We start from the raw sequence: 20,387 nt of genomic DNA on the forward strand, positions 1-20,387 counted from the left end.
CTCGCATGACCAAGACCGGCTGGACGATGCGCCTCGGGGAGGCGTGCGTGCTCGCGCTCGCGGTCGCGGCTTTTTCGGCCGTGCCCACCGCGCTCCGGACGAGCGGCGCGGGCGGGACGCTCCTCGACGGCTTGCTCGTGGGAACGGCGGCGCTCCTGCCCGTCGTCACGCTCTCCATCGTGCTCCTGCGCGCCGCGGGGCGCGGCCTGCGGGGCGTGATCGGCGCGGGCGCCGGGCCCACGGCGGCGCTCGGGATCGCGCTCTGGATTGGCCTCGCGCTGCCGGCGCTCGCGGTCCTCGCGGGGCTGCTCAAGGCCCTCACGCACCATCGAGGCCTCGGCGGCGCCACGTTCGGCGTGCTCGGCGCGTTCGTCGTGGTCGCCTGCGCCCTCGTCGCGCGCCGCATGGTCGAGGCCGGTCAGGGCCTCGTCGCGCGTGGCGTTCGCCCGCTCTACGTCGCCGCCGGGGGCGCCGTCGTCTCGGTCCTGCCGCTCCTCGTCGTCGCGGCTTGGCTCTACCGCGCGTCGGGCGGCGCGGGCGCGTCATCCGTCAGCGCGGCGCTCGTCGACCTCGCGATCGCCGTCCTCGCGACTGCGCTCGTCGCCTCGATCGAGCTCAGCGACAGGCTCCTCAAGCTCGCCTCCGCGCTCGGCGTCCCGTTCGCGGCGGTGCTCATGATCGCGGCCTCGGCGCGGCTCGAATCGTCCCCGCCGCTCGGGCGCGCGGTGCAGGCGGGCGGGGGCCTCGCGGCCACGATGCTCTCGGCCCTCGAGCGCTGGACCGATCGCGACGGCGACGGCATGGGCGCGCACTTCGGCGGCATGGATTGCGACGAAGGCGATCCGCGCCGCCACCCCGGCGCCGAGGACGTGCCCGGCGACGGCATCGATCAGGACTGCAGCGGCGCCGACACGCCTCGCGCCGAGCCGCCTGCCAAGGCCCCCACGACGCCCGCCTCCGCGCAGCCCCCGTCGTCGACCTCGCCCGCGCCGGCGCCGGCCCCGTCCGCGCCTGCCGAGGGAAAACCCCTCGATCCTGCGCGCCCCGACATCCTGCTCATCACGCTCGACACCGTGCGAGCCGATCATACGAGCGCGTACGGTTACGACCAGAAGACCACGCCGCACCTCGAAGAGCTCGCCGCGCGGGGCGTCCTCTTCGAGCACGCCTATGCCACGGGCAGCGACACCCAGCGCGCCCTCGCGCCGCTCGTCTCGGGCAAACCCCTCTCGCAGACCCCGCACAACCGCCGCGAGTGGCCCACGTTGGCCGACGAGATGGACTCGGTCGCCGAGCGCATGAAGCGGGCCGGGTATGCGACGGCCGCGGTCGTCTCGTTCACGTGGCTCAGTGAGGATCGTGGCTTCGCGCAGGGCTTCGATCGGTTCGAGCCCGTCTATCGCGAGGAGCATCCCGAGCGCAGCGTCACCGGCGCGCTCGCCACGCGCGCGGCCCTCTCGGTCCTCGAAGACCTCGGCAAGAAGGACGCGCCGATCTTCCTCTGGATCCACCTCTTCGACGCGCACGAGCGTTACCTCGAGCACGCCGGCCTGCGCTTCGGCCGTGGCCAGCCGGGCCTCTACGACGGCGAAGTCGCCTTCGTCGACAAGCAGATCGGGCAGATCGCGGCGTTCGTCTCGAAGTGGAGCCGCGCCTCGCGCGTCGCGTGGATCGTCCATGGCTCGCACGGCGAGGGCTTCGACGAGCATGGCGAGAAGGGGCACGGCTCCGAGCTGTACGAGGAGATGATCCGCGTGCCCCTCGTCATCGCCTTGCCGGGGGGACGCCCGGGTCGACATGCCGACGGCGCGGTCAGCACGCTCGACGTCGCTCCCACGGTGCTCGCCCTGGGCAATGCTCCGAGCGACGGCGTCTCGGGCGTCTCGCTTCTGCCTTACGCGCGCCTCGATTCCAACGCGCCGCGCCGTCCCCCCGTGCTCGCCCATGCCTCGAAGCGGCTCGCCTTGATCGATTGGCCGCTCAAGCTCATGGTGATCGAGCGCAAGAAGCAGAACCGCAACTTCCTCTTCGATCTCGGGGTCGACCCGCGCGAGACGAAAGACCTGTCGGAAGGCCGTCCGGACGACGTGGCACGGCTCGTGAAGCTCGCCGCCGAGATTGCACCATCCCCCTAGCGAGGCGCGTCGAATCGTCATGCCCGCAGAAACCTCGTCCCCGTCGCCTGCCCCCACCCCAGAGCCGACTCCGCGCGGATCGCGCACGGTTCATGCCCTCGTGGGCGCGAGCGTGCTCTCCTGCGTCGTCGCTTCCGCCGTGGGCATCGTCAAGTTCGCCGAAAAGCAGGAGCTACCGCTCTCGCTCGCGCTCGGCGCGATCCGGGGCGTGGTCCCGCGCAAGCCGACGCACGAGTGGCGCCTCGTCGGGGGCAAGCACTGGCAGATCATCGCGTCTTCCACCGAGCCGACCGAGACCACGGACATGCTCGAAGCGAACCGCAGGTCTTGCCCGGGCGGCATGGTCGAGGTGAAGGGCACGATGAAGGTCGATCCTTCGGCGACGGCCGCCTACGACGGCAAGTCCGTCGAGGAGCTGCAGAAGAAGACCTGCACGAAGTGGATCAGCCGTGACTACCCGGAGCGCTGCGCCGAGTTCGACCGGGACCAGTGGCTCGCGCTCTCGAAGGAGCTGCCCACCAAGCCCATGCACTTCTGCATGGATCGCTTCGAGTACCCGAACCGGAAGGGCGACTATCCGGTCATCATGGTGAACTTCCACGAGGCGAGCGAGCTCTGCGCCGAGCAAGGCAAGCGCCTCTGCGACGAGCTCGAGTGGACGTTCGCCTGCGAGGGGGAAGAGGCGCAGCCCTACCCCTACGGCTATGTGCGCGACACCGAGGCGTGCGTCATCGACAACAAGTGGCGCCCCTACAACGAGCGCGCCATGCAGCCCCGCGACGGACTCGCCGCCATGAACGAGCTCGACCGCCTGTGGCAGGGCGTCCCTTCGGGCTCGCGACCGCGCTGCAAGAGCCCGTTCGGCATCTACGACATGACCGGCAACGTCGACGAGTGGACCCGGAACGTCCGGACCTGGGAGCCCCACGCCTCCATCCTGAAGGGCGGCTACTGGGGCCCGGTCCGCACGCGGTGCCGGCCCTCCACGCGCTCGCACGACGAGAACCACACGTTTTATCAGCAGGGCTTCCGCTGCTGCGCCGCCGTCGGGACCACCCTCGAGGCGAAGAGCGAAAATGCCGATCCCGCGGTCGCGCCGCTGCCGCGGGAGCTCAAGTAGTCGCGGGACCTGCCTCGCCGCCCGCGCTGCCCTATCCTCGACGCGTGACGACCTCCTCCGCGCCCCCGCCTCCTTCGCCCGAAGGCCCCGCACCCGAGGGGCAAGGCCCCGCGCCGCGCCCGGGGCGCTGGATCGACACGCTCACGACGCTCCTCCTCGTCGCGACGGCTTGCTTCGTCGCCGTCTCCGCGACGCCTGCGCTCCTCCGCGCCGCCGGCCTCGCGCCGTTCGGTCCTTCCGGCGTGTTCCGCTCGCCCTTGCGAAGCCCCGTGGCCGATCCGCACCCGATCGGGAGCGGGCTCGCCGACGACGAAGACGACGACGATCACGGCAGCGAACCGCTCCTCGGACCGCGCTTCGACCCGTTCCGCGATGCCCCCCGCGCTTCGGGTCGGACCGCGGACAGCGCCGAGCCCGACGAGGGCGCGCCTCGAGGGCGCATGCGCCCTGCCGTCGTGCGTCGCAAGGCGACCTTGCGCCTCTCGGCCTCGGAGGACGCCGATCCCACGGGGGAGGTCAGCGTCGGGGACTCGGTCTTCGTCGTCCGCGAGCAGGGCGAGTGGGTCCTCGTCTTGCAAACTGGCGCCGAGGGTGTCCTCATGGGCTGGATGCAGAGGAGCCAGCTTGCGATTCGTTGACGATCGTCGGTGTTCCGTGACGCGCGGCGCGAGAGAGGGGCGAGCATGAAGCGAGCGTTTCGCGGCAGGATCATGACCGCATGTTCGGGCGGCGAGGGCCTCCGGTACCTCGACGACGGCGTCCTCGTGATCGGCGAAGACGGCCGCATCGACGCCGTCGAACCCTGGACCGGCCCGCCGAACGGCGCCCTCGTGCGCGACGTTCGTCCGTGGCTCCTCGTGCCTGGGTTCGTCGACGCGCACCTGCATTACCCGCAGACCCGCGTCATCGGCAGCGCCACCGGCCCCCTCTTGCCGTGGCTCGAACGCACGGTCTTCCCCGAAGAAGCGCGCTTCCTCGACGAACGCCACGCCACGGCCGTCGCCGCCGAGCTCACGCAAAGGCTCGCGGCGGCCGGCACCACCACGGCCGTCCTTTATTCGAGCTCGAACCCCGCGGCCACGCGTGTCCTCTTCGAGGCCCTCGCGCGGAGCGGCCATCGCGCCTTCGCGGGCCTGACCCTCATGGATCAGCATTGCCCCGAGCCCCTCCGCGTCGACGCCGATCGCGCGCTCGCCGCGTGCGCCGAGCTCGTCCGCGCCTACCATGGCTTCGATCGCGGCCGCCTCTCCTTCGTGATCACCCCGCGCTTCGCGCCCACCTGCTCGCGCGCCTTGCTCGAAGGCGCGGGCCGGCTCGCCCAGGATCACGGCCTGTTCGTCCAGACGCACGTCTCGGAGAACCCCGACGAGTGCCGCGCGGCGCTCGCCGTGCACCCGTTCGCCACGGATTACATCGACATCTACGACCGCACGGGCCTGCTCGGCGAGCGCACGCTCCTCGCGCACGCCATTCACTTCTCGCCGGACGAATGGGATCGGGTCCGCGCGCGCGGCGCTCGCATCGCGCATTGCCCCGATTCGAACTTCTTCCTCGGCAGCGGCCGCATGCTCCTCGCCGAGGCGCGCGCCCGCTCGATCCCCGTCGCGCTCGGCACGGACGTCGCTGCGGGCCGCACCTTCGACGTGCGCCGCATCATGTCCTCCACGTATGACAATGCGACGTGCGTCGGCGACTCGATCGCCCCCGAGCAGCTCTTCCGATTGGGCACGCTCGGCGGCGCGGAGGCGCTCGGCATCGCGCCCGAGACGGGCAGCCTCGAAGCGGGCAAGGACGCCGATTTCTGCGTGATCGAGCTCTCGGCCTACGTGCAGGAGCGAAGCGACGTGCTCTCGCGGATCGTGTTCAGCAGCGACACGACGCCCGTGCGGGAGGCCTATGTGCGCGGGCGGCGGGTCGTGGGGGGGTGAGCAGCGGCACGGAATGTAAGGGCCCGAAAAACGGGCCTCCCGTTCATTTCGACGGTCGCCGCCCCTCGTTCACCATCTGAAACAACGCGGCGATCAGCTCCGGCATCCCTTCCCCCGTCGCGGCGCTCACGAGGTGCAGGTCGATCTTCGCTCGCTTGAAGCGCTTTCGGATCGCCGGGTAGGCCTCCTTCACCTCGGGCAGGTCCGCCTTCGAGAGCGCGACGATCTCCGGCCGCCCCGCCAGTGCCTCGCTGTATTTCCCGATTTCCTTCCGGATCGCACGGTAATCCTTCAAAGGATCCCGCCCTTCGCCCGGATCGATCGTCACGAGGTGCAAGAGCGCCCCCGTGCGCTCGAGGTGCTTCAAGAATCGCGTCCCGAGGCCCACGCCTTCGCTCGCGCCCGGCACGAGGCCCGGGATGTCCGCGATCACGAAATGCGTGCCGCCCGCCCGCCTCCCGCCGCCGATCTCCACCACGCCGAGCGTCGGCGTCAGCGTCGTGAACGGGTAATCCGCGATCTTCGGCCGCGCCTTCGACACCGACGCGACGAACGTGCTCTTGCCCGCGTTCGGGAAGCCCACGAGCCCCACGTCCGCCAGCACCTTCAGCGAAAGCCGGAGCTCTCGCTCCTCGCCCAGGTCGCCCTTCTCCGCCCGCCGCGGCGCCCGCTCCTCCGCGCTCTTGAAGTGGATGTTGCCTCGACCCCCCTTGCCCCCGCGCGCCACGACCACACGCTGATCGTGCGCTGTCACGTCCGCGATGAGCTCGCCCGTCTCGGCGTCGTAGATCTGCGTACCGACCGGCACGCGCTCCACGCGGTCTTCGCCCCCGCGCCCATGGCAGTCCGAACCTTGACCGTGCTCGCCCCGGTCCGCCTCGATCGTCCGCGCGTAGACGAAGTCGAGCAGCGTGCTCATCCCTTCGTCGCCGACGAGCACGACGTCCCCGCCGCGACCCCCGTCGCCCCCCGAGGGGCCTCCGAAGGGGATGTACTTCTCCCGGCGGAAGGCAACGGACCCGTTGCCGCCGCTGCCTGCTACCACCTTGACCTGACACTCGTCGACGAACCGCATGGCGGCGCGGCTTCTACCACAATGATAGGGATACGACAGCGAAGGAGACGAAATTGCCGGCACGGATCCTGATCGTCGACGACAACCAGAGCCTCGCGAAGAACCTCCGGGACGTCCTTTCGGGGGATCCCGACCTCGACGTGGAGGTCTCGCTCGCCGAAACCGGCGCCGAGGCGCTCGGGCGGGCCCAGAAGGACGGCTTCGAGGTCGCGGTCGTCGACGTCAAGCTGCCCGACGGCAGCGGCGTCGACCTCATCGGCCCCCTGCGCGAGGCCTGCCCGCACGGCGAGATCGTCCTCGTCACCGGCAACGCCACGGTCAACACCGCCATCGCCGCCCTCCGCGCCGGCGCCTTCGCGTTCATCCTGAAGAACTTCCGGCCGGCCGAGCTCATCTCCACCGTCGCCCAGGCCCTCGAAAAGATCGCCCTGAAGCGCGAGCGCGAGGAGTTCGAGCGCCGCTACCGCGCCATCGTCGACGCGGCGGACGTCCTCATCGTCGGCCTCGACGCCTCCGGCGACGTCACGCTCTGGAACCCGCGCCTCGCCGCCATGACCGGCGTCCCCACCGAGGCGGCGCTCCGCGGCGCGTTGCCCGACAACATCCTCGACGACGACGGGAGAAAGAAGTTCTGCCAGGCGTTCGACGCCGTTCGTGACGACGGCACCGCGACCGAGATCGAGGTCGGCGTGCGGGACGCCATGGGCGCGTTTCGCCGTGTCCGCTGGCACCTCAGCGCGGTGCGAGGCGCGGGCAAGCGGATCGAGCTCGTCTATGGCATCGGGATCGACGTGACCGCGCGGCGCGCGCTCGAGCGCCGCGCGGCCGACGCGGAGGCCTTGAACGCGATGGCGCCCCTCGCGCTTGGCCTCGCGCACGAGATCCGCAATCCGCTGAACGCCGCCGTGCTCGAGCTGCACCTGCTCGGGCGTGGCATCGAGCGGCTCGACGCGCCGACCGTGCGGGATCCGATGCGGACGCGAGTGCGCATCGTGGAGAGCGAGATCAAGCGCCTCGAACGGCTGCTCACGGACTTCCTGGAGCTCGCGCGGCCGCGGGCGCCGCAACGCGAGCCCCTGGATCTCGGGCGTGTGGTCGACGAGGTGCTCGACCTCGAAGCCGAGGCCATCGCCGCGCACGGGATCGAGCTCGTGCGAGAGCTCGCGGCGGGCGTCATCGCGGTCGGCGACGTCGAGAAGCTCAAGCAGGTCGTCTTGAACCTCGTGGTCAATGCGCTCGACGTGATGCCCCAGGGCGGCGTCCTCCGGGCGCGGGTGGGCGCGGACGAGCGCGACGCGTGGCTCTCCATCGGTGACAACGGTCCGGGCGTCGACCCCCATATTCTCGCTGAAATCTTCGACCCGTTTTTCACGACGAAGGCCGCCGGGACGGGGCTCGGCCTCGCCATTGTGCGAAAAATCGTCGACCAGCATGGCGGTCGGGTCGTCGTCGATACGAAAAAAGGCGAAGGCACCACGGTCAAGGTCATCTTGCCGCGGGGTTAGTCTTCGCGGCCGCGGGCGGCGTGGTCACGCGCGAATGCAGTGGGCGCGACCACGTATCCTCGATTGCGCCCGGCACGTGCGGAGAGAGCGCGCCTCGGTGACGCCCATTTCGTGGGGCGTGCGGTTCACCGCTCGTTGCGGCTCGTTCTCCACGGGTGACGTGGCGTGACGTCGTGAGATGACCCCGGATAAAGGGGCCGAGACGTGCCGTCGATACTGTATTCGTATCATCAGCCTGTTCTGCGGAAATACGCGGGCGGGCCTATTGACATGTTGCGATTGCCGGGTAGTCTGCATCATGGTGCCGTCTTTGCTCGCTAACGCAGGAGAAACCTTATGAAGCTGAGTCATATCGCAGGGTGTGCGGCGATCCTCGTGTCGTTGACCGGATGTGGCGGTTTCGAGGGCGAAGGCTGGGACGAGGGAGACGTCGCCGCGGCGGAGCAAGAGGTCGGGAGCACGAACGGCTTCGCCGTCGTGAATGGCCTCGGGACGGGCAATGGCCTCGGGACGGGCAATGGCCTCGGGACGGGCAATGGCCTCGGGACGGGCAATGGCCTCCAGAATGGCGTCGGGCTGATGACTTCGGAGCTGGGTCGCAAGACCGTCGAGTACATCATCAAGTGCGCGCTCCCGGCGGGCCGTACGATCACGAAGCGCGACGAGAACCTCGTGGAGTACCCCTTCGACGGCCTGCTCGGCGTCGCCCCGGAGTGGGAGGACGGTGCTTGTGACGAGGATTGCCAGGAGCGGATGACCGCCTGCCTCGGCGCGCACCTCAACACGACCGGCGAGCACGTCTCCATCTTCCTCGTCGGCAACCGGGACGACTTCCCCTTGATCGGCCCGGGGACGAGCTCGGCGTATCCCACGCAGGAGGGCGCCTTCTTCGGCAACGTCTTCAAGAGCCCGCCGGAGTTCCATTATTGCAACAGCGCCGGCGCCTTGACGTCGCCGATCGATGGGCGCATCGGTTCGTCCGGAGAGAAGCAATACACGAATCCTTTCACCGGGGACGGCAAATGCTCCGACAACTGCGCGGCGTACGACGGCGATGACGCGGCGTCGGGGTGGAAGTCCTGTGGTGTGTACGGCAACGTGCTCACCGTGTATCGGTAGGGATTCCATTCTCTCGGGCGAACCCCCGACGATGTACGGGCGTCCGCTTACGCAATGATTCCGCAACGCTCATGGCAGCCTCGCGAGCGGCCATGGTAGGCTTTTTCGCAATATGGAGATTGCGCGCAGCGACGGAATGGCGGAGACGCTGGACGCGCGTGCGGCGCAGAGCCACACGCGCGTCGGCACCGGAGGGAGTGGTGAGGACCGCGTCCCGCCCGCTGCGCTGCGGGAGCGATACGAGGAGCTCCGCCTCATCGGCGAAGGCGCGATGGGGACCGTGTTCCGCGGCTGGGATCCGCGCCTCGGCCGCGCGGTCGCGCTGAAGCTCCTGAAGAGCGACGACCCGGACGACACGCGGCGCTTTCTGGCCGAGGCCCGGGCGCAGGCGCGCGTGCAGCACGACAACGTTTGCCGCGTCTACGAGGTCGGCGAGGCCGACGGCGAGCCGTACATTGCGATGGAGCTCATCGAGGGTGTGCCGCTCGATCGCGCGCACCCCAAGATGACGCTGGAGCAGAAGGTGAAGGTCGTCCGCGAGGTCGCGGCGGCGCTCCACGAGGCGCACCGGCTCGGCCTCGTTCATCGCGACATCAAGCCCGGCAACATCATGGTGATGACGGCCGAGGACGGCTCGCTCAAGCCTTACGTCGTCGATTTCGGGCTGGCCCGCGAGGTGTCGAGCGGCGGCGAGACGCTCCAGAACGCCATCGTGGGAACGCCGTCGTACATGTCCCCCGAGCAGGCCGAGGGGAACTCGACGCTGCTCGATCGACGCACGGACGTCTATAGCCTCGGCGCCACGCTCTACGAGCTCGTCGCGGGTCGGACGCCGTTTGTCGGGTCGAACGCGATGTCGATCCTGACGCAGGTGATCCTCGAGGACGCGCCCGTGCTCGGGAGCATCCGGCGGGGCGTGCCGACCGAGCTCGAGACCATCGTGATGACGTGCCTCCAGCGAGATCCTTCGCGGCGGTACGAGTCGGCGCGGGCCCTCGGCGACGATCTGCAGCGCTTCCTCGACGGAGAGCCGATCCAGGCGAAGCGGGCCTCGCTCGCGTATGTCCTGTGGGCGAAGGCGCGGAAAAACCGGGCCGTCGTCCTCGTCGCGTGCATCGGGCTCTCGGTCGCGCTGATCCTCGGGGGCATGTGGGTGAACGCCGCGCGGCACGCGTCCGAGCAAGCGAGGCTCGCGCGGGAGCTCGGCGAGGACGTGAAATACGTCGAGCTCTTTCTACGGAGCGCATACGCTTTTCCTGCGCACGACGTCGAGCGCGAGCACCGCGTCGTGCGGGCGCGGCTCGCCGAAATCGAGCGACGGATGGCGGCGGCCGGGCGCGTCGGCGAGGGCCCCGGCCATTACGCGCTCGGCCGCGGGCATTTGGCGCTGCACGAATACGAGACGGCGCAGAAGCAACTCGAACGAGCGTTCGGGGCGGGGTACACGAAGCCCGAGGTGCATTACGCGCTCGGCCTCGCGCTGGGCGGGCGGTACCAAGAGGAGCTCGACGGCGCGCGCCGCATCGAGGACGCGGCGGCGCGCGAGGCCGCGATCCGGAAGGCCGAGGCGAGCTTCCGCGACCCGGCGCTCGGGCACCTCCGCGAAAGCGGCGAGACCGAGGTCGAGTCGAGGGCGTACATGGACGGGCTCGTCGCGCTTTACGAGAAGCGTTACGACGACGCTGCGGCAAAGGCGCGGCTCGCGGCGGAGGAGTCGCCCTGGCTTTACGAGGCGAAGAAGCTCGAAGGGGACGCGCGATTCGAGGCAGGGATCACGGCGAGCGAGAGCGGGCGCCAGGAGGAGGGGCGACGCCTGCTCGCCCTGGCGATCGAGGCGTATCAGGCGGCGTCGGCCATGGCCCGCAGCGACGCGGTCGTTCACGAGGCGCTCGCCGAGGCGTGGAATCAGCGGCTCCTCCTCGACATCTGGGAGGGGCGCCCCTACCGCGCCGCATTCGAGGCTGCGCTCGCGGCCTGCGACGCGGCGCTCGCGTCGAATCCGAAAAGCGTCGGCGCGCTCCGGAAGAAGGGACGCGCGCATTACCACGTCGGCTACAGCCAGCTTCGCCGCGGCGAGGATCCGCGCCCCACGCTGGAGGCCGGGATCGAGATATGGCTCGCGGCGAAGCGGCTCTCGGGCGAGGACGCGATCGCCGACGATGGCGTGGGCAATGCCTACATCATCCTTGCGCAGCACGAGCGCAAGATCGGGCTCGATCCCATTCCCTCCCTCGAGCGCGCCATGCAGAGCTGCGACGAGGCCACGCGCATCGAGCCGACGCTCGCGTGGGCATGGAACGACGCCGGGCTCGCGCTCATCGTGAGGGCCGACCACGAGAGAGACCGCGGCATCGATCCGAGGCCCTCCATCGATCGCGCCGTGGAGAGGTTCGTGCGCGCCGCGAAGGAGGATCCGGCTTACATCGGCTCTTACTCCAACATGGCCTTCGTGCTCTCCATCCGCGCGAGCTACGAAGTCTCGATCGGAAAGGATCCGCGCCCCACCGCGCAGCGCGCCGTCGAGGCTTGCGCGCGCGGCGCCGAGGTCAATCCGAAATGGCTCCCCATGCTTAACAACCGCGGCTGGGCCGAGCTCGCCGCCGCGCAATACGAGGAGGCGACCGGCGCCGATCCCACGGCGACGCTGGATCGCGTCGAGGCGAGCTTCCAGGCCTCGCTCGACCTCAACAAGGACGAGGCCGACACCCATTTCGGCATGGGCGCCGCCAAGCACGTGCGAGCGCTCTTTCTCCTTCGGAAAAACGCCGACGCGCAAAAGGCCCTCGACGAGGCCCGCGCCGAGATGCGCCGCGCCGTCGAGATCGACGCACGCGAGCCTGCCATTCGCCTCGAGCTCAGCCAGCTCCTGATGACCATGGCGCGGCGCGCGGCGCTCCGCGGCGAGGACCGTGCGGCGCTGATCGACGAGGCCGAGCGTGTCCTCCGGGAGGGATTGCGCGTCAATACCCGCCACGCCCCGCTCCATGCGGCGCTCGCCGAGCTCCTCGCGCTCCGCGCCGAAGCGCGGCCGGCAAACGACGAGACGCGCGAAAAACTCCTCGCGGAGGGCCTCGCCGCCGCCGACGAGGCCCTCCGGCACAACCCGAAATGGGCCCTCGCCATGGCGGCCAAGGGGTTCGTCTTCGCGGCGCGGGCGCGCGCCGAGGACACGCGGCTCGCCGTGGAATGGTTCGACGAGGCGATCACGACGAACCCCCTCTTGCCGCGGCGCTTCCAGGACCGGCGCGCCGCCCTTCGCCGCGCCCCCTGAAGCCTCTTGTGGCGCGCGCTCGCGAGATCATGGAGATCCTTCGATCAGGCCCTCCGCGGGCGGCGTGGCTCGCGCTCGTGGCCCTCGGTTTTTGCTTGTCGCCCGGGGATGCGCGCGCGGTCGTCGAGCAGACCGATGGGCTCGTCGTCCCCGTGCAGGTCGCGAATTGCCCGGGCAGCGGCAACGCCGAGGGGTGCATCCAGGTCGGCCTCAACATCGGCGAGGGCCTCGCCGCCACGGCCGCGAACAACCCGCTGAACGCCATCCTATTATTTCGGACGCGGAGCGGCTTGCCCGACATTCGCCTGAACCATTCGACGAACGGCGGCGTCACCTGGCAGCCGACCTCCGCGCGCGCGGACCTCGGCACCGTCGCGGGCACGAGCGCCTCGACCCGCCCGCGCGTCGCGCTCGGCGGCGCGAGCCTCGTGTTCGTCGCGTGGGAAGACGCGCGGAGCGGCCAGCGCGACATCTTCGCAAACCACTCCTTCGACGGCGGCGCGACGTTCCAGCCGCTCGACCTGCGCATGGATGTCGGCACGGCAGGCGCCCCCTTGCCCGTGGGCGCCGCCGATTCACGCAATCCGTTCGTCCTGACGAACGCGGCCGGCGCCCGGGCGCTCACGATCTGGACCGACAACCGCACGACGGCCGGCGCGAACGCGGATATTCATACGAATTTCTTCGAGTGAGCGATTCGGGGGCGCTTCGCTGGGGCTTTGCCCCAGGCCCCACCGGGGCTATCCGCCCCTTGTATCTTCAGACTGCGCTAGGGTTTGCCTGTCTGGAGGCAGAGGGCGCGGTAGACCGTGGCCCCTTGGGTCTTCGAGCCCGTGGTCCAGCATGGGTCGCCGCGCTCTCGTCCTCCGGCGGTAAGCCCGAACAGTTGTCTGAGCTCTAGCTCGCATCAGCAAGGATGGGACACGCCGGAGGCTGCCTTTGGATCCACGAGGCACCATGGAGCAACAAGAACAAGCGTGTTTTGTAGGCATTGACGTTGCCAAGGATCACCTGGACGTCGCGGTTCGACCGACGGGAACCGCGCGTCGTTTTGCAGCGGACGAGCTGCATACGCTCGTCGGGTTCGTGCAACAGGCGCGGCCGACGCTGGTCGTGATGGAAGCGACGGGAGGCCTGGAAACGGCCGTGGCAGCGGACCTCGCAGCGGCGGGGGTGGCTGTTGCGATCGTGAATCCTCGCCAGCCGCGAGATTTTGCGAAGGCGCTGGGCAAGCTGGCGAAGACCGATGCGATCGACGCGGCGGTGCTGGCGCACTTCGGCGAGGCCGTGCGCCCGGAACCGCGGCCGTTACCCGATGCGCAGACGCGGGAGCTGGAGGCGTTGGTGATGCGTCGTCGCCAGCTGCTCGAGATGCTCGTGGCCGAGAAATGCCGGCTCAGCGGATGCCGCGTCAGCTCGATGCGCAAGAGCCTGGAGCAACACATCGAGTGGCTGCGCAAGCAGGTGAAGGACCTGGACAAGGACATCACCAAGAGCGTGCGCAACAGCCCGATGTGGCGTGAAAAAGACGAGCTGCTTCAGTCGGTGCCCGGAGTCGGTCCGGTGGTGTCGTCGATGGTGCTGGTGTCGCTGCCCGAGCTCGGGACGCTGAACCGCAAGCAGATCGCAGCGCTGGTCGGGGTAGCGCCGCTCAACCGCGATAGCGGCAAGATGCAAGGCAAACGCAGCATCTGGGGCGGACGCGCGTCGATGCGCGCAGCGCTGTACATGGCCACGCTGGTCGCGACGAAACGCAACGACACGATCCGAGGCTTCTACCAGCGGCTGCTGAGCGTGGGAAAAGCGAAGAAAGTCGCGCTGGTGGCGTGTATGCGCAAGCTGCTGACGATGCTGAACGCGATGTTACGGTCAGGGTGTCGCTGGAAGTCGAACGAGGTGGCAGCTCCGACCTAACGCGAGTTGCCGTCCGCCATCGCTGAACGGGTCATCGGGCGCCGCGCACAGCGAGCGTCAAGGCCGCGGTGCGCCCGCGGAGCGGGTCGAAGAACCTGGACGCTGACGAGCACGGCGCCACGGTCTCCGGGGCGATGGCGGACGCCCTGTCGGAGGGCCCTGCCAGCTGAGACCGAGAACGAAAACAGTTGCTGGACCCGGACCAGCGCAAGCGCTGGACTCGTGGTCGATGAACTGCGCAATGCGCAGTTCATCGAACGGGCCAGGTCAAGACCGCAACCGACCCTGCCAACCAAGACAGCCGCGCTGACGGCTCAACTGGCGACGCGGTCCCACCGGCCTGTGGGAAGAACTGCGCATCGCGCAGTTCTTCCCCAAAAGGTCCAGGGCTGGCCCTGGTTCGGGTCGAGGGGCGAACAGCCCCCGCGGGGTCCGGGGCAGCGCCCCGGCGCGGCGGCGCCACCTAGATCCAGAGCTGCACCTGGAAGGTCAGCTTGTGGTTCGTGCCGGCCGCGTAGCCGTCGGCTGTCTTCGCGTCGGTGCGGAGCCACATGTAGCGCAGGCCCATTTTGAGGTGGTTGCCCACGACGTAGCCGTTGAGCAGCCCTTCGACGCTGCGCTCGGTGTCTGGCTTCGACGTGTCGGGATCCATCACGCCCGCGCGCGCTGCGATCTCGAAGCGCTTCGGCACCACGAAATACCCCGCCTGCGCGTAACCGCCGAAACCCTGGATTCGTTTGCCCTCGTCCGGCTGCACCTGCTTTGCGTAGGCCTCGGCGAGGAACGTGAATCGATTCCAGGCGATGAAGACGTCGGCGCCCGCGGTGAGGCGTGTCTCGGCTGGCAGGGCCACGGTCGTCTGCGCGCCCGTCGCGGGGTCCGTCTGCTGCTTCGTCGGGTGCGCGCGGTCGGCGATGCCATTGAGGCCGATCGCGATGCCGAAGGGAACGGCGCCACGCAGGGAAGGCGTCTCGTCGTAGGGCATGGCGCGGACTGGGTTTACCGCGATGCGGCCGATGCCCATCACGGACGTGTCGTCGTTCCCGCCCTTGTCGATGCCATTTCCGTTGAATGCGCCCGCGAAATACTCCAGGCGCCCCTTGCCGGTCGAGCCGAACAGCATCATGCCCGTGTCGCGCGATGCCCTGAATCGCTCGTTCATGCGCGAAAAATCGGGGAACTGGAGGACGGGCACCGGCGTGAGGAAGGCCCGGCTGAACGGCGTCAAGAACTGGCCCACCTTGATGCCGATCTCCGGGATTGGCTGCCACGCGATCTCGAGGTCGAGCAGCTTCGGCGTGGCCGTTGCGAGCTCGGGTTGCACGAAGAAGCGGATCTGGTCGTGGAATGCGCGGGCCCGGATGTACGGGCGTACCACGGCGACGTTGAATCCGTCGGTCGCGAGCCCGTCGCTGTTCGACACGAGATCGAAGCGCGTCTGGCTGAGCACGCCCGCGTCGAGGACGAATTTGTCCTGCGCGGTGCGGAAGCCGAGCCCGTCGGCGAGCGAGGCGTGGAATTCGAATTTGTCGCTCTTGGCGGGCGCGTCGGCGTGGGCGGCGGGGAGCGCGAAGAAAGAGGCCAGGGCGAGCGACGCGAGTCCGCTCGCGAGCGCGCGAATGCGATGAGACACGATACCTCCAGCGGTCCGCAGCGCGGACGTACCAGGACGAACGATCGCGCCGCCAAACCCGGGTCGGCGCGGAGGACGAGCCGGAGGCGCTGCGCGGTAGGGCGCGGCGCCCGGGGGCTCGGAGGGCTAGGTTTCCATCGATGGGGCGGAGGGATGTTCCCTGCCGCCGGAAGCCTTCAATCGCGGCTGGCCGTCAGCACGAATTGCTCACGGAGGGCGGCTTTCTTCGATTCGTGACGGACGTGAATCTCGTATCGGCCCGGGTGCGCGACAGCCACACGCAAGGGGACGCCCCTGCCATTGTGGTGCGTGAACTTGTGCACGCAGCGGTCCTCGACACACTGCCGTTCGAGCTTCGTGTCGCTCTCCGACGGGAGCACCACGCGCACGTGCGTCGGCACTTCGAGGCTCACGAGCGCCGGCTGATCGTCGTGGTGCTGCGTCTGCAAGTGGAGCTCGGTCCAGGCGTGCCCCGCCTCCGGCAACGCGACCGCGCGCTCTTCGATCCGCACGACCTCGGGCCCCTCCGAGCGCACATGCCCATAGATGCCATACGCGAGCGCCGCCGCGAGCGCCATCGCGGGCGCGATCCGCACGAACGCCGAGCTTCCGTCCGGGCGAGGTTTGTCCGGGATATCCTTGCTCGTGCGACGCTCGGAGGCCGAGCGCTCGGGCAAACTGGCGAACGCGCGCTCGACGAGCGATTGCGGCGGTTTCACCTGGCGGAGCGCGCGGATCTCTTCCTCCAGCTTCTCGGGGAGCGGGGGTAGGTCTTTCGAATTCATGTCGACTCCTCCTCCCTCGCCGGCGTTTCGGGCTTCGCCGCCACGAGCTTTTCATAAGCCAGCCGTAGACGCGCCCGCCCGCGGGCATGTCGGCTCTTCACGGTCCCCTTGGGGACGCCGAGGATCTCGGCCACCCGATCGTATCCGAGCTCCTCGATGTCGCAGAGGACCACCACCGTGCGGAATTCCTCCGGCAACGTCTGCAAGCACGCGAGGAGCTGGCCCGCGTGCTCGTTCTGGATCACGAGGGCCTCCGGGCTCTTTCGCTCGTCCTCCGCCCCGAACCCGAGCGCCGAAGCGCAGGCATCGACGAATTGCTCGAAGAGCCCGCGCCGCCGCGCCTCGGTGCGCCGCGCCTCCAGGTGCTCGTGCCGGGCGATGCCGCAGATCCAGACCACGAGATCGCTCCGGCCCTCGAACGAGGCTGCGTTCGCGTAGGCCTTGATGAGCGTGTTCTGGAAGAGGTCGTCGGCCCGGTCGCGGTCACCCGAGAGGGCGAGGCAAAAGCGATAGAGTCGCGGCAGGACCGGGCGAACCGCCGCCTCGAACTGCGCGCGGCTTTCCGCAAGGGGACTGGATTGTGGAGAAGCCATGGTGAACCCGTCGAGCATCTGCGACGACGGGGCCACTCTAGCGTAGCCAAGACGCGGGGCCACTCCGGCAAGCTGGAAGATCGGTCCTTCCGCGGAGAACGCCCTTGATTCCGAGGTGGCGCGCATGTCCGGAGTGGGACGGAACGAGCTCGGCCTGGGTTCCCGGGCGAGCGCGTCGGGGCGCGAGATCACGGGCGCCCGGCGACGACGGTGCTGGGGACGGGGCGCGCGAGGGCCTCGGCGCTCGGGCCGACGATCGCGAGCAAAGGCCGCGGATACAGGCCGACCACGAGCACGAGAATGGAAAGGCATCCGACGACGCCCCATTCGAGCGGCCGGAGATCCTTCATCGAGGCGACGCGCGGGCGCGTCACGGGGCCGAGAAAGACCTGCTCGAAGACCCGCAGGACGTACGCCGCGCCGAGGATCGTGCCGAGGAGCGCGAATCCGAGCAGCGGGAGGCTCGTCTCGTACGCGGAGAACAGGACGAGGTGCTCGCCGGGGAAGCCGCTCGTGCCGGGGACGCCGATGCCGGCGAGGCTGAGGAGGAGGAACATCACGGCCGCGCGCGGCGCTTTCTGCGCGACGCCGCCGAGCGCCGAGACCTCGGACGAACCCACGCGGCTCTGCAGGAAACCGGTCAGGAAGAACAGGCCGGTCGCGGACAAACCCAGGTTCAACATCGCGAGCACCGCGCCTGAGAGGCCCTCCGCCGTGCCCGACGAGATGCCGAGCAAGACGAGGCCCACGTGGCTCAGGCACGCGAACGAGAGCATGCGCCGCAGGTTTGGCTGGACGAGCGCGACGAGCGCGCCGTAGACGATGCCCGTCACGCCGACGGCGCCGAGCAGCCATGCATAACGCGCCGTGGCCTCGGGGAGAAGCGGCACGAGAAAGCGGAGCACGCCGTAGCTGCCGAGCTTGAGCCCGGTCAAGATGACGCCGATTCCCACGGGGCACTCGCGCAGCATCGTGGGCATCCAGGTGTGCAGCGGGACGAAGGGGCCCTTCACGGCGAAGCCGGTCAGCATCGTGAAGAAGACGATCGGCCCGATCGCGGACGGGACCGGCCTCGCGCGGAGGACGAGCCAGTCGAACGTGTACGGATCGGCCGGGCTTTGCCGGCCCGCGACCGCGAGCAGGACGATGCCGAGCAGGAGCGGCCCGGAGGCGGCGAGCATCGTGAGCACGAATTTCGTCGCCGCATACCGGCGCTCGGGGCCGACGCCCCAGAGGCTCACGAGGAAATAAATGGGGACGAGCGACGCCTCCCAGAACACGAAAAAGAGGACGAGATCGAGGGACGAGTAGATGCCCACCATGATCGCCGAGAGCGCGAGGACCGAGGCGCAAAAACCCCGGGCGCGGGTCTTCACGTCGTGCCACGAGGCGACGAGGACGAGCACCGCGAGCATCGAGGCGACGGGCAAGAAGAGCACGCTCATGCCGTCGACGCCGAGGTGATAACTCGCGCCGAGCGTGGGTATCCACGAGCGCCGCTCGGCGAATTGCACGTCGGGCGTCCCGGGCGAGAACCGCGCGAGCACGAAGAGCGAGAGGAAGAGCTCGAGCAGCGCGCCGGTGAGCGCCGTCCACCGCGCGCGTTTCTCGTCGCCGATCGCGAGGACGAGCACTGCCCAGGCGAGGGGGAGGAAAATCAGCGTGGAGAGGACGGGAAAACCGACCTGATCTGCGGCGAAAATCTCGCGAATTTGCACGACGAACGCGTCTCCCGAGCGCCCCGTCACGGGGCGCCCTCCCCGTGCATCACGAGGGACGTGTGCGGTTTGGCGTGCTCGAGCCGCGTGGACATGGCGCGGACCGAGCCGTCCACGACCTCGAGCAAGGGGTGAGAAAAGAGCCCGAGGCCCACGATGATCGCGCCGACCGCGCCGGCAATGACGAGCTCGCGCGGGCCGAGGTCACGTACGCTCTTGCCGCGCGTCGATTTCACCTCGGTCGCCGCAGAGCCCGGCGCGGCCGCGGCGGGCGCGAGGAAGGCGCGCTGGAAATACCGCAAGAGATAGGCGGCGCCGAGCAAGCTGCCGAGGCCAACCGCGATCGCCATGATGCCGTGCCGCGCGCCGAGCGCGCCCACGACGACGAGGTGCTCGGCCTCGAATCCGCTCGTCCCCGGCATTCCGATCGTGGAGAGGCCGACGAGCAGGAACGTGAACGACAAGAGCGGCGCGCGATGCGAGAGGCGCGCGGCGCGATCGATCTCCGTCGAGCCGAGGCGGCGATGCAAGAAGCCCGCGACGAAATAAAGCCCGGCCGCGCTGAGGCCGACGTTCAGCGTGACGAGCAGCGCGCCCGAGAGCCCCTCCACGTTGAGCGCCGCGAGCCCCACGAGCACAGCGCCCGTGTGCGCGAGGCAGGCGAACGCGACGAGCCGGCGCAGGTTTGTCTGGACGAGCGCGAGCAGGGCGCCGTACAGCATCCCGACGACGCCGAGGATCGCCAGAATGGAAGCGTGGCGGTGCGCGGCGAGGGGGAGGAGCGGGACCACGAAGCGCAAAAGGCCATACACGCCGAGCTTGGCGCCGACGAGGAAGACGCTCACGCCGACGACCGGGCCCTCGGCCATGACGGGCGGCAGCCAGCCGTGGAAAGGGAAGAGCGGGATGCGGACGGCGAAGCCGAGGACGAAGAGCCAGAACGCGAGGGATTGCGCCTTCGCCGGCGCGGGCATGTCGAAGAGGGCGTCGAGGGAGAATCGACCGCCGGTGACGCGGCCGAGGACGAGCGCGCCGGCGAGGACGAGCACGACGCCCATCGCATTGAGCGCCGCATACCGGCGCGCCGCCGCGTGCCGGCCGGGTCCCGTGCCCCAGCTCCGCACGAGCAGCGTGCCGGGCACGAGCTCGAGCGCGGCGAACGCCCAGAAGAGCAGGAGATCGAGCGCGACGAACGCCCCCATGAGCGTCGCCTGGAGGGAAAAAATGGCGGCGAGGTAATGGCCGGGCCGCTCCTTCGACGCGACCTGCGCGTGGAGGATGACGAGCAGCGCGAGCACGGCCGTCAGCGGCAAAAAGAGGACGCTGATGCCGTCGACCCCGACGTGATAGGCGAAATGTCCGAAGAGCGGGACACGCTCGACGAGCTGGAGCGCGGAGGTGTGCCGCTCGAACCGGGCGACGACGAGCACGGCGAGGACGAGCTCGAGCGCGGCGCCGGCAAGGCCAATCGAATAGACGTGGCGCGCGTTTTTCAGGGAACGGACGAACGCCGCGGCGAGGAGCGGCACGAGGATGAGCGCGCTCAGGATCGGAAACGGCAAGGCCGAGGAATAGGGAATCTCGTTCATGG

15 protein-coding genes are annotated in these 20,387 nt (G+C 69.4%); 9 read left to right on the forward strand and 6 right to left on the reverse strand.

Annotated elements, in window-relative coordinates:
* The first annotated feature begins 5 nt into the window (after positions 1-5).
* The 4 genes from QHF85_RS15215 (at position 6) to QHF85_RS15230 (ending at position 5,183) form a co-directional block, all read left to right on the forward strand.
* The gene (locus QHF85_RS15215) at positions 6-2,135 is read left to right on the forward strand and encodes a sulfatase-like hydrolase/transferase (RefSeq protein ID WP_281327895.1); all 2,130 of its coding nucleotides are present in this window, start codon (positions 6-8) and stop codon (positions 2,133-2,135) included.
* Between the two features lie 100 nt (positions 2,136-2,235).
* Positions 2,236-3,255 (forward strand): SUMF1/EgtB/PvdO family nonheme iron enzyme, encoded by a 1,020-nt coding sequence (locus QHF85_RS15220; RefSeq protein ID WP_281327896.1) that lies wholly within the window; start codon positions 2,236-2,238, stop codon positions 3,253-3,255.
* A 44-nt stretch (positions 3,256-3,299) separates the two neighbouring features.
* Positions 3,300-3,893 carry a hypothetical protein gene (locus QHF85_RS15225; protein WP_281327897.1) on the forward strand — a complete coding sequence of 198 codons (594 nt, stop codon included), beginning with the start codon at positions 3,300-3,302 and terminating at the stop codon, positions 3,891-3,893.
* Positions 3,894-3,938: 45 nt separating this feature from the next.
* On the forward strand, positions 3,939-5,183 hold the full coding sequence (locus tag QHF85_RS15230; RefSeq protein WP_281327898.1) for a guanine deaminase: 1,245 nt from the start codon (positions 3,939-3,941) through the stop codon (positions 5,181-5,183).
* A 43-nt stretch (positions 5,184-5,226) separates the two neighbouring features.
* Here the strand turns inward: QHF85_RS15230 and obgE are convergent, their stop codons facing one another.
* The gene (gene obgE / locus QHF85_RS15235) at positions 5,227-6,258 is read right to left on the reverse strand and encodes a GTPase ObgE (protein ID WP_281327899.1); all 1,032 of its coding nucleotides are present in this window, start codon (positions 6,256-6,258) and stop codon (positions 5,227-5,229) included.
* Positions 6,259-6,311: 53 nt separating this feature from the next.
* Between obgE and QHF85_RS15240 the strand changes: the two genes are divergently transcribed.
* From QHF85_RS15240 to QHF85_RS15260, 5 genes are all read left to right on the forward strand, one after another.
* Positions 6,312-7,763, forward strand: coding sequence for an ATP-binding protein (locus tag QHF85_RS15240; protein ID WP_281327900.1), 1,452 nt, complete (start codon positions 6,312-6,314; stop codon positions 7,761-7,763).
* Positions 7,764-8,099: 336 nt separating this feature from the next.
* Complete coding sequence (locus QHF85_RS15245; protein ID WP_281327901.1) at positions 8,100-8,882, forward strand: hypothetical protein; 783 nt, start codon at positions 8,100-8,102, stop codon at positions 8,880-8,882.
* 112 nt (positions 8,883-8,994) lie between these two features.
* Positions 8,995-12,153: a serine/threonine-protein kinase gene (locus tag QHF85_RS15250; protein ID WP_281327902.1), complete on the forward strand. Its 3,159-nt coding sequence runs from the start codon at positions 8,995-8,997 to the stop codon at positions 12,151-12,153.
* A 29-nt stretch (positions 12,154-12,182) separates the two neighbouring features.
* Positions 12,183-12,845, forward strand: a complete 663-nt coding sequence (locus QHF85_RS15255; RefSeq protein ID WP_281327903.1) for a hypothetical protein — start codon at positions 12,183-12,185, stop codon at positions 12,843-12,845.
* Positions 12,846-13,110: 265 nt separating this feature from the next.
* Complete coding sequence (locus QHF85_RS15260) at positions 13,111-14,067, forward strand: IS110 family transposase (protein WP_281327904.1); 957 nt, start codon at positions 13,111-13,113, stop codon at positions 14,065-14,067.
* Positions 14,068-14,530: 463 nt separating this feature from the next.
* On the opposite strand, the gene QHF85_RS15265 is transcribed toward QHF85_RS15260, so the two are convergent.
* The 5 genes from QHF85_RS15265 to QHF85_RS15285 form a co-directional block, all read right to left on the reverse strand.
* Positions 14,531-15,700: a porin gene (locus tag QHF85_RS15265; protein ID WP_281327905.1), complete on the reverse strand. Its 1,170-nt coding sequence runs from the start codon at positions 15,698-15,700 to the stop codon at positions 14,531-14,533.
* A gap of 176 nt (positions 15,701-15,876) precedes the next feature.
* Positions 15,877-16,485: a hypothetical protein gene (locus QHF85_RS15270; RefSeq protein ID WP_281327906.1), complete on the reverse strand. Its 609-nt coding sequence runs from the start codon at positions 16,483-16,485 to the stop codon at positions 15,877-15,879.
* Positions 16,482-17,078 (reverse strand): sigma-70 family RNA polymerase sigma factor, encoded by a 597-nt coding sequence (locus QHF85_RS15275; protein ID WP_281327907.1) that lies wholly within the window; start codon positions 17,076-17,078, stop codon positions 16,482-16,484. The genes QHF85_RS15270 and QHF85_RS15275 overlap by 4 nt, the downstream gene beginning before the upstream one ends.
* Before the next feature lie 188 nt (positions 17,079-17,266).
* Positions 17,267-18,826: an NADH-quinone oxidoreductase subunit M gene (locus tag QHF85_RS15280; protein WP_281327908.1), complete on the reverse strand. Its 1,560-nt coding sequence runs from the start codon at positions 18,824-18,826 to the stop codon at positions 17,267-17,269.
* The gene (locus QHF85_RS15285) at positions 18,823-20,385 is read right to left on the reverse strand and encodes an NADH-quinone oxidoreductase subunit M (protein ID WP_281327909.1); all 1,563 of its coding nucleotides are present in this window, start codon (positions 20,383-20,385) and stop codon (positions 18,823-18,825) included. The genes QHF85_RS15280 and QHF85_RS15285 overlap by 4 nt, the downstream gene beginning before the upstream one ends.
* Positions 20,386-20,387 lie beyond the last annotated feature (2 nt).

Source organism: Polyangium sp. 6x1, assembly GCF_029946515.1.
In the GTDB taxonomy this organism is placed as follows: Bacteria; Myxococcota_A; Polyangia; order Polyangiales; family Polyangiaceae; genus Polyangium.